This window comes from Bradyrhizobium sp. NBAIM08 (assembly GCF_020193935.1).
In the GTDB taxonomy this organism is placed as follows: Bacteria; Pseudomonadota; Alphaproteobacteria; order Rhizobiales; family Xanthobacteraceae; genus Bradyrhizobium; species Bradyrhizobium yuanmingense.
Window position 1 is genome coordinate 37577 of sequence record NZ_JADYVR010000015.1, and the last position, 12392, is coordinate 49968.

At 58.5% G+C, this 12392-nt stretch carries 10 protein-coding genes and 4 pseudogenes; 12 read left to right on the top strand and 2 right to left on the bottom strand.

The annotated features are described in order from the left end of the window. The first annotated feature begins 437 nt into the window (after positions 1-437). The 7 genes from I6F37_RS33515 (at position 438) to I6F37_RS33545 (ending at position 5787) form a co-directional block, all read left to right on the top strand. The gene (locus I6F37_RS33515) at positions 438-731 is read left to right on the top strand and encodes a hypothetical protein (protein ID WP_225129509.1); all 294 of its coding nucleotides are present in this window, start codon (positions 438-440) and stop codon (positions 729-731) included. A gap of 71 nt (positions 732-802) precedes the next feature. Next, positions 803-1036: a nodulation protein NopA gene (locus I6F37_RS33520; protein ID WP_225129511.1), complete on the top strand. Its 234-nt coding sequence runs from the start codon at positions 803-805 to the stop codon at positions 1034-1036. Between the two features lie 114 nt (positions 1037-1150). Beyond that, entirely contained in the window at positions 1151-2041 is an 891-nt protein-coding gene (locus tag I6F37_RS33525) for an FHA domain-containing protein (RefSeq protein WP_225129513.1), read from the top strand. 33 nt (positions 2042-2074) lie between these two features. After that, entirely contained in the window at positions 2075-2614 is a 540-nt protein-coding gene (locus I6F37_RS33530; protein ID WP_225129515.1) for a hypothetical protein, read from the top strand. A 2-nt stretch (positions 2615-2616) separates the two neighbouring features. Further along, positions 2617-3045 carry a M48 family metallopeptidase gene (locus I6F37_RS33535; protein WP_225129517.1) on the top strand — a complete coding sequence of 143 codons (429 nt, stop codon included), beginning with the start codon at positions 2617-2619 and terminating at the stop codon, positions 3043-3045. An 8-nt stretch (positions 3046-3053) separates the two neighbouring features. Then, a complete protein-coding gene (gene sctV, locus I6F37_RS33540; RefSeq protein WP_225129519.1) occupies positions 3054-5171 on the top strand; it encodes a type III secretion system export apparatus subunit SctV in 2118 nt (705 codons plus the stop codon). Between the two features lie 217 nt (positions 5172-5388). After that, entirely contained in the window at positions 5389-5787 is a 399-nt protein-coding gene (locus I6F37_RS33545) for a tetratricopeptide repeat protein (RefSeq protein ID WP_225129520.1), read from the top strand. Positions 5788-6574: 787 nt separating this feature from the next. On the opposite strand, the gene I6F37_RS33550 is transcribed toward I6F37_RS33545, so the two are convergent. Then, positions 6575-6760, bottom strand: a complete 186-nt coding sequence (locus tag I6F37_RS33550) for a hypothetical protein (RefSeq protein ID WP_225129522.1) — start codon at positions 6758-6760, stop codon at positions 6575-6577. Between the two features lie 725 nt (positions 6761-7485). Between I6F37_RS33550 and I6F37_RS33555 the strand changes: the two genes are divergently transcribed. From I6F37_RS33555 to I6F37_RS33565, 3 genes and pseudogenes are all read left to right on the top strand, one after another. Continuing rightward, positions 7486-8346 (top strand): site-specific integrase, encoded by an 861-nt coding sequence (locus tag I6F37_RS33555; protein ID WP_225129524.1) that lies wholly within the window; start codon positions 7486-7488, stop codon positions 8344-8346. 6 nt (positions 8347-8352) lie between these two features. Then, positions 8353-9334, top strand: a pseudogene (locus tag I6F37_RS33560) (IS91 family transposase); the annotation flags it as partial. A gap of 69 nt (positions 9335-9403) precedes the next feature. Beyond that, positions 9404-9564 (top strand): annotated as a pseudogene (locus tag I6F37_RS33565) (IS630 family transposase); the annotation flags it as partial. 199 nt (positions 9565-9763) lie between these two features. On the opposite strand, the pseudogene I6F37_RS33570 reads toward I6F37_RS33565, so the two are convergent. Continuing rightward, positions 9764-10729: pseudogene (locus tag I6F37_RS33570) on the bottom strand (IS110 family transposase). A gap of 72 nt (positions 10730-10801) precedes the next feature. On the opposite strand from I6F37_RS33570, the pseudogene I6F37_RS33575 reads away from it, so the two are divergent. Both I6F37_RS33575 and I6F37_RS33580 read left to right on the top strand, forming a co-directional pair. Continuing rightward, positions 10802-11076: pseudogene (locus I6F37_RS33575) on the top strand (IS630 family transposase); the annotation flags it as partial. A 587-nt stretch (positions 11077-11663) separates the two neighbouring features. Then, the gene (locus I6F37_RS33580; RefSeq protein ID WP_225129526.1) at positions 11664-12374 is read left to right on the top strand and encodes a hypothetical protein; all 711 of its coding nucleotides are present in this window, start codon (positions 11664-11666) and stop codon (positions 12372-12374) included. Positions 12375-12392: the final 18 nt, after the last annotated feature.

Here is a 12392-nt window from a genome sequence, read left to right on the forward strand (position 1 = left end):
AATCGGCCGTCAACACTCTGGCTTTCCGCCTCGCTCCGACCAGGTCAAGCTCCATGCCGCTTCGCCTGACTCCAAGCAAATTGTCGAAAGAGCTCGGAGGCATCGCAAGGGACGTGAGTTCGAGATTGCAGCACGTCGGCCTCAAAACGCTTTTGTTAGTGGTGGCTTTGATATTTCGCTATTGAAGCTTTCGAAACGATGAGCAACGTGCTCACCCGATCAAGCTCCACAAACGATTGTTTGTCTTAACCATCTGATCTCCAGCTTTCGCGGGCAACTTGTTCAAATACGGTCGGCTGGTGAAGACATATAATGATGATCGACCATCGGCTCATTACATTTTCTACGACTCGTCAGCTTGTCGAAAGCTAATACTTGCATAGTGGAGGGCGGAAACTGCCTCCATTGGCACGATCGAATTGACATAGGAGAACCCGATGCGCGTTACGAGCTCTAGCGTCGCTGGGCACGTTGATGCTGACCTCCATGCGGCTGGCGGCAAAAGCGGCGGCAAAAAAGGATCTCACAAGCCTGGCGAGCGCGACGATCATGCCGGATCGCCTGATGCAAACATTCCCGTAAATGGCGGCGCGTCCATGGGCGGCAACTCGCAAGAAGCCGCTATGCAGCAAGCGTTCAGCGTCGCTTTGGGAGCCGTTGCTCTCCAATTTGCGAATAGTGCAATGAGCCATTTCGACGATGTCATGGCCGAGACAGAGGAGGATTCCTGACGTCGCATATTGCGACGTTAGGAAATAGGAGCCGCACGTCGCGGCGAAATTCGAGCACACAGGAGAATAGTATGTCTAAAAACGTTGGTGCGTCTCATACCTCGACTGCAGGTGGGGCAGCCGGCACCGCTACTGCTGCAGCCGGTTCCACGGCTGCTGAAGTTGCTGGAGAGGCGGCATTCCAACGGCAAATCGCCGCTCTGACCTTGACCAGCACAAAGGCTGCTGAGAGGGATGTTGAACTTCGCGTCGTCTCGACCGAGCTCTCGACCGTCAAGAAAGCGGCCGATGAGCGGGTGCAGTAAGGGATGAGATGGGGCGACGTCGCCGCCCCACTTTCCCCGGCTGCTTAGTCTGTGAAGTCGCACGGGCCGTACGGTTTTGCCGTACGGTTCCGTTCGCTGTTCAGGAAACCGATCGTGAATGAACCAAATTGCCCGCATTTCGAAGTGTTGTCGGGGTGTTACTCCGGGCTGACAAGTAAAGTGGGGGTCGGATCGTGTCTGATTGGCAGCAGCCTCGATGCTGACTTAATCTTCGTCGAACAAGGCCTCGAACCGCACCATCTTCGTGTCACCCCTCATTCCAATTCAATCGAGATCGAGGCCCTTGCGAGGGACGTTAGGATCGAGGGGCACGAGACTGTTTTACCGAACGAATCCATTGTTGTCCCTCTTCCTGTCGTTTTGCATGCCGGGGCGATGTCCATTCGCTGGACGATCGAGGACTACAAACAAGCTGGCTCCATCGACTGCCGGCATATATCGCTCGCCTTTCTCGCTTTGGTCCTGATCAGCTCTGCCGCGGTTGGCGCAGTCTCATCCAGTTTTGTCCAGACCGATACCACCGTGGCGTCAAGTCCGTCGTCCCCTGCTCCGGACATTGCGCCCAAGCTGGCGCTCAGCGCTCCTGATGCTCTGGCCACCGATGCAGCTGCCGAACGGTTGCAAAAGGAAGTTGACAGAGCGGGACTTGTCGGCATCAAGGTCGGCTCTGGGGCGGGCGTTGTCACCGCCGATGGCTCAGTTACGCCCGCCTCGCTCGCCACATGGCGAGACGTCCAGCAGCGGTTTGATCACAATAGCAATGGCGCTTATACGCTCGTCAATGCGGTGGCTATCAAGGATGAGAAGACGCCTCCCGCAATTGGGGTCCAAGCTGTTTGGCGCGGGAGCGACCCCTATATTGTCATTGCTGGTCAAAAGTATTTCGTCGGCGCGCTCTTGAGCAATGGATGGACCGTCTACGCGATTGAGGAAGGGCGTGTTCTGCTGAGCCGGGATGGCCGGCTTGCCACTCTGCCCTATTAGCGTTTTAGGCCGCAGGTAAGGAAGCAAAGTGCCATGACTAGGCTGCCCCCCAATCCCGTCGAGCCCGCCACCTCTTTTCAGGAGCCAAACGTTGATCATCATGCATCTGCCATCACGCGGGTCAATTCTCGAGCCAAGTCCATCGGGATCGACCGGACGCGCGGCAATGATCACAAGAGCCACACCTCAATTTCTCGCCATAGTGACGTGCTGGATCGGTTGGTGGACGCCACGATCGAGAGCGCGCTCGAGCTCAGTTCGATCGATGCAGTTTCGCGCATCAATCTAGACGAGGCGCGCGCCCCGCCAGGTCAGATCGAGCCAAGCTCGGAACTCGCTTGGCTTAACGAGCCCAATCTCGCGCACAGTCTGCTCTCCTTCGTGACGCCGCGCTTACGTCATTCGCATGTTCTGCGTCCAGAGCAACACGGCCTTCTTCTGGAGCGTTTGGCTGATACGCTATCAGCCGCGCCAGAGGATTTGGTGCCACGTGAAGGGGCCGCCCTTCTCCAACTGGAGCTGCAACGTTTAATCCTGCTCCGGCAGAGTCACAACGGCTTGATCAAAGGCTAGCAATGGTCGGGCCAGACAAAGTGCAACACTTCACATCTACACAGCCGCCGATCGTTTCCGAACCCGGCGCTATCGAGCTGATCTCCGGGCCGGAGCGAGATTTGCTCTGCGTGCTTTCTTATGTCTACCTTGCGTGCGGACAGAGCGCCAAGAGCCTGGCTCTGTTGCGGCTGGTCGCTCACGAACAGTCTCAAGACATCGGCCTGCTCCGCATCCTGGCCTACGCTCTCATCTCGGAGCGTCGCGGTGACGAAGCACTGTCGGTATTGGACAGGCTTGACAAACTGGATGACGAGCCGTCTTCGTGTCCGCCCTTGATGCTGATGCGCAGCCACGCCCTGCGCCACGCTGGCCGCATGACCGAAGCGCAAGCCGCCTTCAAACGCTATGTTTTGTTGCGGGGCAGCACAGCTGCAGTCAAACAACAATAAGGCTTCTCATGGCCAACCTTCTACGAAATCTCATCACGCGCGCGCCGGCTCACCCGGATTTGATGGTCGCGTTGATGCTTCTTCTGGCGATCGGAATGATGATCATGCCGATCCCGATCGTCGTGATCGATATGCTGATCGGCTTCAATCTGGGGTTTGCCATATTGCTGTTGATGGTAGCCCTGTATCTCAACACGCCGCTCGACTTTTCGTCCCTGCCGGGCGTCATCCTGATCTCCACCGTCTTTCGTCTCGCTCTTACCGTTGCAACGACGCGACTGATCCTAGCCGAGGGCGATGCCGGCAGCATCATTCATACGTTCGGCGATTTCGTCATATCCGGCAACATCGCCGTCGGCATTGTCATATTCCTGATCGTGACCATGGTGCAGTTCATGGTTCTCGCCAAGGGCGCCGAACGGGTGGCGGAGGTATCGGCGCGCTTCACGCTCGATGCGCTGCCGGGCAAGCAGATGGCGATCGACGCGGAGCTGCGCAACGGCCATATCGATCAGCACGAAGCCCGCAGCCGGCGCGGCGCGCTGGAGCGAGAAAGCCAACTGCACGGCGCGATGGATGGCGCTATGAAATTCGTGAAGGGCGATGCCATAGCCGGACTAATAGTCATCTGCATCAACATGCTGGGTGGCATCACGATCGGATCGCTCTCCAAGGGCATGTCCCTCGAGGAGGCGATGCATCATTATACCATCCTGACGATCGGTGATGCGCTCATTTCGCAGATTCCGGCCCTGCTGCTGTCAATTACAGCCGCAACCATTGTCACTCGTGTCAACGGTCCTTCTAGACTCAATCTCGGCGCCGATATCGTCAAGCAACTTACGGCCAGCACACAAGCGCTACGCTTGGCCTCCTGTGTCTTGCTTGTGATGGGGTTCGTTCCTGGCTTCCCTTTGCCGCCCTTTGTCATACTGGCCGCGCTGTTCTCCGCCGCCAGCTTTCTCAAGGTTGGCGTGCAAGAGGGCAAGACCGCTCCCAAGGCCGGCGCCGGTCCCACCGGTTCGGCCGCCGCTTCCGCACAAGGTCAGAAGCAAACCGTGCCCGCGGAGGCACTTCCGATTACGCTGTTGCTAGCGCCGAGCCTGATGCAGGCAATCGACATAGGGGAACTCGAGCAGTGCGTCGCACGGGTTTCGGCACTGGTTTCAGCTGATCTTGGCATCACAATTCCACGCATTCCCGCCCAAAGCGCACAGCACCTCGCCCAATCGCAATTCCGGGTGGATGTCGAAGGAGTGCCGGTGGAAGAGGGCGCCATTGACCCGACACAACTCTTACTTAACGACGACGTGGCGAACATTGAACTGAGCGGGATCCCCTTTTGGCAGGATCCAGACACGAATCGGATCTGGATCGAACAAGGCCACGCGCCCGCTCTCAAAGCTGCCGGAATAGGGCACCACCGTCCGAGCGAAATCATCGCCTTGCGCGTCCAGTCGACGTTGACACGCTATGCTCAGCGCCTGGTGGGCATTCAGGAAACGCGTCAGTTGCTTAGCCGGATGGAGCAGGAATATGCCGATCTGGTGAAGGAGGTGCTGCGCACGACACCGATCCCTCGCATCGCGGATGTGCTACGTCGCTTGCTGGACGAGGGCATCCCGATCCGGAACACCCGTTTGGTTCTGGAGGCGCTTGCAGAATGGAGCGAACGGGAGCAAAGTGCCGTATTGCTCACCGAATATGTGCGCTCCGTTCTGAAGCGGCAGATCTGTCACCGCTATGCCAACGCCCATCGTGTTGTGGCGGCCTTTATCGTCGAGCGTGAGACCGAGGATATCGTGCGAGGTGCGGTGCGCGAGACCGCTGTCGGTCCCTACCTCGTTTTGGAGGATCGGCAAAGCGAGATGCTACTTGCACAATTTCGCCAGATTCATTCGAGCATCGCGCGCAGTCAGAACCAGCCAGTTATCCTGGGCTCGATGGATATCCGCCGCTTCGTCCGCGGATTTCTCACCCGCAATGGAATAGACCTACCTGTTCTCTCGTATCAGGATCTCGCCTCGGATTTCACCGTCCAGCCGATTGGCTCCGTCAAACTTGCGCCTGGCAAGGACAAGACTCCTACAGGCGGGCATCGTGACCTCCTGCCTGCGGCCGGCTGACGAGCACAGGTGTGGGGTCGTGAGGTCGCTTATGAATTCATGTAAGATTAATGTTCTGCGGCGCTGGCGTAACTTTCGTCGCCATTCGTGCTCGGCCTTTCTCCCCATGCTTGCTATTGTGCTGCTCGCGGGTTGCGCTAACTCGCACACGTCGGGACTTTCACAGCAGCCGACGTCTACGGCAGAGCTCGTTGGGGCCAAGGAGGTCGATCCAGCTATGCGCGATCGCATCTCACACGCCCTCGGTAGGGATGCTGACGAGAAGGCTTTGCGCGATGCGCTGAAGCAACGACCGGACAATGTCGATGCGGCAATTCCTCTTGCGCGGGGCCTGCTGATGCGTGAAAGCCCTGATGAGGCGCTTGAGGTGCTCGACAACATCTTGCTTGCAGCACCCGGCGACCTGCGCGCACTGAATGCCAAAGGTGTTGTGCTCGATCACGAGGGCCGCCATCACGAGGCGCAAACGCTATACCGCCAAGCTCTGGCAATTGACCCAGAAAATCCGATGTTGAGCAACAATCTCAAGCTGTCGCTCGCCCTTGAAGGGACGACGCAGAACGGCAATCCGGACCCACAACTGCAAGCGGATGGCCGGCACGCACCGTACCGTTAGAGGTAGTCAACGAACAAGAGCCGATCGCAGCTGCTCAGTGCCTGTCTGTCAGCTTACCGACAGCTAGCGGATTATTAGCCGCCGTGGAGGCTCAAGACGTAAATATCCTGCGAAGCGACATCATTTCGTACAATGAAACCGACATGTATAACCAGGATCAGTAACCCAACCACACGCCAAGTGTATCCGCGACGGATGAATGAGGTGACTCACGAACAATGTCTCGTACTGAACTGATGGCCAAACGTTTCCAGGACATAGTCTCTACTAAGAATTCGGCGCTATCGAATTCTTCCTCCGGGTCGATCTTCGATGGCAACCCCGCCGTACTCGCTCATTTCCAAGCCGCCAGGGTTGATATCTCAAAGTCTTCAGTTTGCTGGATGAGATGAAAGCACCTCGACGATAGATCTCAGCGTCACTCACCGTTGGCCAACAACCCAGGCGATATCCTCCTGGAACGTCAGCTCCGGCTCAATGGCGACGAACCGCTCGTCCTCATCCAATCGCCCAGCGAAAGCTCGCGCAGCAGCGTTTGGTTTTGCTGAGGTAAGCGACTCGATGATGGCGCTTGATCCCGCCAAGCAGGGCAACAAGTGGAACAAGAAACAAAGATGCCAAATGCGCCAGCAGGCAGCTTGTATCTTTGCCGCAGCTGAAGACAGTAGCGCCAACGCCGACATGATTTCACGACGGCTGGCTTGCGCAACCGGATCACCTGGCCACCGTTCTCCCTCGTGAACCTTACTTATTGTTCGATCGTAAATCTGCGAAGCGCCCGCTGCCGTTAACGAAAACATGCGGCCGAGGAACTAAAGTATCTCTCGAGCTCCGCGATCGCGCGTTCCTCCCATTCCGCAGCTTGCACTAGTAATGAGTCCCGTTGGATTGGCCGAAATGCGGCGGACTGACGGCACAACGAAGCTATCGCGCGATAGCGGCGCACGTTTTCCATAACGGCCAGTCCGGTCATGTGTGGATCTCCTCCCCTGCTATCCCGGGCAAGAACTTGCTCGAAAACCGTTTTCGATCCGTTAGCAGTCGGAGTGGAAGGCGTGAATGGTTGGCAGAATCTTGTCGGCATGAGGGGGACCGATAATGAACGTCTTCCACAAGGCGCACATCCACCCGGCTCGGCAGTGCTCCATCCGGGCGCTTCTGCACCCCGTTGTCTCAGTTTATTGGTTGGATAGCGGAATGTAGAAATAGCTAACGGCAACGAAGCACGTTTCGGCTTGCAATCTCAATCAGACGACTGTGATCTGGCCTGTCTTCGAATCCTCAGAAGTAATGAGTAATCCGTTTATTGGTGATTTGAAGGACGAAGAGGGCCGATGCTTTGTCGGCATCCCTTTGCCTCCATAAACAGCAAACGGCACGCAACTGTGACTTCCTCCGTCTCATCGACGCTAGCGAGACTGAGCAGTTGTTTACCTCGCCGGTCGACAACCGAAATGCTGCTTAGAGACAGATCCTCTTAATCTCGCAACCCTAGGCGATCTACCAGGTCGTGTAGGTAATCGCATAACCTTCCGCGGCTCGGTTTACTTGATTTAGAGCGTTAGGCCATCTGACTGAATCGTCGGGGATTGAACGAAGCCGCTGGCGCGGCATGTAGGGAGGCATAGCAAGGATTGCCTCCTGTCTGAGAGGATTGCGGGTTTTCGAAGCCCAACCCTTTAGACAGGAGGTTTTCCGATGGCTGAGATCAGCCCGCTTCGCCGCCGCATGATCGAGGACATGACGGTCCGCAATCTGTCGCCGGCGACGCAGCAATCCTACCTCAACGCCGTAGCGAAGTTGAGCCGGTATTTCGGTCGTTCTCCCGACCGCCTCGACCTGGAGGATATCCGCGCCTTCCAGGTTCATCTGGTTGCGACGGGGATGTCTTGGCCGGCGCTGAACCAGATCGTCTGCGCACTGCGGTTCTTCTACGCTGTGACGCTTGGTCATGACACCGTTCCGAAGCGCATCGCCTATGCGCGTAAACCGCGCAAACTGCCGGTCGTGCTGAGCGCCGACGAGGTCGTCCGCTTCCTGGAAGCAATCCCGAGCCTCAAGAGCCGTACCGCGTTGACCACTGTCTATGCCGCAGGCTTGCGCGTATCGGAAGTGGTCCTCTTGAAGGTTGTCGACATTGACAGCCAACGGATGTTGATCCGGGTCGAGCACGGCAAGGGCGGCAAGGACCGTTACGTAATGCTCTCGCCGCAGCTTTTGAGGATTCTGCGGACATATTGGCGGCTCACTCGGCCAAAACGATGGCTATTTCCCCGCCGCGACGACGAGCGTCCGCTCGTCCCAAATGTGCTGCACGCCGCCTGCCGCTCAGCCTGTGCTGCGGCCGGCTTGAGCAAGTCGGTGACAGTGCATACGCTTCGGCACACATTCGCGACCCATCTGCTGGAGAACGGGGCCGACGTACGCATCATCCAGGTGCTGCTCGGCCATGCCAGTGTGGCCAGCACGGCGCGCTATACCCAAGTCGCCACAAAGACCATCAGCAATACCCCAAGTCCACTTGACCGGCTCCGCCTGGAGGTCGTGCCGCCCGGCTGAGCGGACCTGATGGCTCCGGTTCTGGAAGTGGCAGATATCTTCCGCCGCTACGGCGAAGCAATTTCGGCAAGCCCGTGCCGGGCATCTGGGCCGCGTCGAGCGGCGCGTCATGGGCGCGATCACGGCATGCCGGACGGCTGTGCTTGGCGGCCACGTCGAGCAATGCGACGACTGCGGTGCCACCCGCATCGCCTACAACTCCTGTCGCAATCGGCATTGCCCGAAGTGCCAGGGCTCGGCGCGCGCGCAATGGCCTGCCGAGCGACAAGCCGAACTCCTTCCCGTGCCATACTTCCACGTCGTCTTCACCTTGCCGGCGCCGGCCAGAGAGATTGCTTTCCAGAACAAGGCGGTGGTCTATGCCATTCTGTTCCGCTGCGCGGCCGAGACGCTCACCACCATCGCGGCCGACCCCAAGCATCTCGGCGCTCAGCTCGGTGTGACCGCCGTCCTCCATACTTGGGGTCAGCCCCTGCAACACCATCCGCATATCCACTGCGTCGTACCTGGTGGTGGACCTTCACTCGACGGCACACACTGGGTCGCTTGCCGGCCCGGCTTCTTCCTGCCGGTGCGCGTCCTCTCCCGGCTGTTCCGCCGCCTGTTTCTGCAAGAGCTGCAAGCTGATTTCGCGGCTGGTCAGCTGGGTTTCTTTGGCGATCTCGTCCATCTCGCCGATCCCGCCGCATTCGCCGAGCGCCTCGCCCAACTTCGACGGACCGACTGGGTCGTCTACGCCAAGCCGCCATTCGGCGGGCCCGAACAGGTGCTGGCTTGTCTCAGCCGCTATACGCATCGCGTCGCCATCGCCAACAGTCGGCTGATCTCGCTTGCCGACGACAAGGTGAGCTTTGCCTGGAAGGACTTTCGGCAGAATCGTAAAGCCAAAGTGATGACCCTTAATGCCGGTGAGTTCATTCGTCGCTTTCTCCTGCACACCCTGCCGGACGGCTTCCATCGCATCCGCCACTATGGCTTCCTCGCCAATGGCGGGCGCAACGATAAAATCGTCCTCTGCCGTCAACTCCTTGCCGTCCGCAACGCTCCGACTGACCCGCGCGGAGAACGCCTGCGGGCCAGCGTCCCTCACGGCCACTGGAAAACAATAACTTGCGTAGCCGCTCTACCAACCGCGGCATCATCGCCCCCTGGGTACTCGATGGCCCGATCAACCGCGATGCCTCTGAGACCTATGTCGAAAAGGTGCTCATCCCCGATGCTTCCGCCAGACGCCCAACTGGTCCAATTCAGCCTCGCGTGCTCGAGGCGCGTATCCATGATCTGGTTTTCCCGATCCCGTCTCGTTAACCGTTGCGCCATACTCTCCGGTTGACCTTCTCACACTCTCACGGTCCCTGCCGCGGAGCTACTTCGCCGCAGCCGGAACCCGATAAGTTCCGCCTCTCGCCAACAATGCCTAGACGATGCGCGCGGTCTTGTTGGCGAGGGCGACGATCACCAGCATGGGCGGCTTGCGGGCAAGCATGCGCGCAAGCCAAGGATTTGCTGTCGAGCCTTTGCGCATTGCCCAGCGCACGGCCGCGCTCGCGCCAATGATCAGTAGTCGGCGCAGGGTTCGTTCGCCCATGCGGGATGTCTCGCCGAGCTTCTGCTTTCCGCCGGTGGAGCGCTGCAGCGGGGTGAGCCCCAGCCAGGCCGCAAAGTCGCGTCCCCTCTTGAAGGCCTGCGCCGTCGGTGCCAGGGCAAAGAGCGCCGTCGCCGTGATCGGCCCGATTCCTGGGATTGTCATCAGCCGCTTCGCTTCGACATCCTCCTTGGCGCGTCGGGCGAGCTATCGGTCGAGCAGCGCCACCCTCTCGCCCAGTGATCGCAACTGCTCGGCGAGTAGCCGCAGGATCGCTCTGGCCAACTCAGGAATGTCGGTCGTCGATCGCGGACATAGGTTTGGCAACATGAAAGGGGCCTTGCGCAACCACCATCCCAAATTCGGCCAGATGGCCGCGGGTCGCATTGATGGTTTGGGTGCGCTGACGCACCAGGAGGTCGCGGGCGCGAAACACAACGGCCGCCGCCTGCTGCTCTTCGCTCTTCACGCCACGAAACGCATCGTCGGCCGCTGGACGGCTTCGCAGATCGCTTCCGCATCGGCGGCATCATTCTTCTGCCGTTTCACGAAAGGCTTTACATAGTCTGGCGCGATGAGTCGCACCGCATGCCCCAATTTTCCGATCTCGCGCGCCCAGTAATGGCTGCTGGCGCAGGCTTCCATGGCGACCGTGCAAATCGGCTGCGCGGCAAGAAATTTGAGCACCTGGTCCCGGCGCAGCTTCTTGCGGAAAAGTACGGTTCCCGATGCATCCGCGCCGTGCATCTGGAACACATTCTTCGCCAGATCCAACCCGATTATGCTAACTTCCGACATGGACGCCTCCGTTCAAGTGATGGTCAACGACACCACTTTGGCACAGCGATGGCGTGAGGGGGCGTCCACCCCATCAACCTCTCCAGCCACAAAGGGCCGCGCATACGGGAGGTGCTCGCGGCGGCCGGCGCTACGCTTCTCTTTCTTCCGCCCGTACAGTCCCGACCTCAATCCCAATCGAAAATGCCTTCGCCAAGCTCACAGCAAATTTGCGAGAGGCCGCCGAACGCACCGTCGGCGGCCTCTGGGATGCTGTTGGGCGCATCATCGATACCTATACGCCCGCAGAATCCACAAACTACTTCGCCGTCGCAGGCTACTCGCAACTTGATCGGCTAACGCTCTAGCAGTGCGCTTGCACGGCGGGAGTGCACAGGGATTCATTAAGCGAAATCGAAGAAGGCCAGAGATACTCATCGATGCTCATCTCAAGTAGTATCGCCGCAAGTTCCGAAAAATAAGAAAGACTATGCGAACGAGGCTAACGGCCGGGATCTCCTGGGACGTAGACTAACCACCCCTTGGTCCACATCCGATTGACGCCCCGGCCTCCCATCCGATGCCACGTGTGCCGCTCATTGTGCTTCAAAACGTGCCGCAGTCCTCCCCCTCAACAGGCGGCGTCGTGGATCTGCTGAAACTATGGTGCCTGTCAGCATGGCGGCGCCGCCAGAGTCAGGTGAGGCCGTGTTGCACCGGCGACTAGCAATGACGAGTGTCCCCGGTTTTTGCGGCCGTGTGCATCACGAAAGGCTACTGCGCCATTCAAGCGGACGCGTCAGCCAGCCGAAAGGCCTCTGGCCATCAGCCTACCAAAACAAGGAGACGACGGCTCTCTTGTTTGTTTGTAGCATATGCCGTGCGAGCGTACGGCTGACAACAGATGACAAATGTTGCGCCGGAGCGCTCGGACGGTACGCGATTAGGGGCACTGATGATCACGCCGTTTCGACGGAACTGGAGTCCAAAAGAATTATTCGATGCTCTTACGCCAGCGATGTTCGCCGCCGAGCCGTCGGCTGTCCGCGCACGTTGGGACAAATTGTGGCCAGATCTGTACACAGAAGATGACGCCCGGTATCTGAAACAAGAATTAGTGGCGCGAAATCTTATTGCTTCCGATGAAGCTGCGGCATTCTTCAACGCTTGGGCGATTGACGAACGGCGCCACACCGACGGATTCATCCGAATCATTGAACTTGTCGCTAACGGGTCGGAAAAGGATCTTCGGGCGAGATTGGACGCCCGCACGCATGATTTTGGTGCGATCGTTGAACACCTGAAGGACGAATTCTCCTTAATGGTTATAATCGCGTTTGATGAGATGTGCACTTGCCGCGCCTATGCAGCAGAAAAGCCATTTTATGATGCCCTTGGGAACAACACGTTCCATCATTGGCTGCGGGAGGTTATTGCCGACGAGGCGGTCCACTCGATGAACGCGGTTAACGTTATCCGCGCACGCTATCGCGACCGCATCGACCAAGCCGCCACAATTCTCGATAACCTAATCCGCGCGTCGGATAATCTACGCTATTCTGGCACCTTCCTGCTGGACTATTTCGGCGCAGTTTACTCCAAGGAGTTGCTCGCCGACTCCCGCCTCGCGACCATGAGAAATATTGCCAAGCCACTCATCGTGTAGAGCGAGATGTGTGCAGCG

Bases quoted from the DNA above. Each gene is read 5' to 3' on its own strand.
- I6F37_RS33520 (WP_225129511.1), top strand. From the start codon at position 803: ATGTCTAAAAACGTTGGTGCGTCTCATACCTCGACTGCAGGTGGGGCA.
- I6F37_RS33580 (WP_225129526.1), top strand. From the start codon at position 11,664: ATGATCACGCCGTTTCGACGGAACTGGAGTCCAAAAGAATTATTCGAT.
- I6F37_RS33550 (WP_225129522.1), bottom strand. From the start codon at position 6,760: ATGACCGGACTGGCCGTTATGGAAAACGTGCGCCGCTATCGCGCGATA.
- I6F37_RS33515 (WP_225129509.1), top strand. From the start codon at position 438: ATGCGCGTTACGAGCTCTAGCGTCGCTGGGCACGTTGATGCTGACCTC.
- I6F37_RS33535 (WP_225129517.1), top strand. From the start codon at position 2,617: ATGGTCGGGCCAGACAAAGTGCAACACTTCACATCTACACAGCCGCCG.
- sctV (WP_225129519.1), top strand. From the start codon at position 3,054: ATGGCCAACCTTCTACGAAATCTCATCACGCGCGCGCCGGCTCACCCG.
- I6F37_RS33555 (WP_225129524.1), top strand. From the start codon at position 7,486: ATGGCTGAGATCAGCCCGCTTCGCCGCCGCATGATCGAGGACATGACG.
- I6F37_RS33530 (WP_225129515.1), top strand. From the start codon at position 2,075: ATGACTAGGCTGCCCCCCAATCCCGTCGAGCCCGCCACCTCTTTTCAG.
- I6F37_RS33545 (WP_225129520.1), top strand. From the start codon at position 5,389: ATGCGCGATCGCATCTCACACGCCCTCGGTAGGGATGCTGACGAGAAG.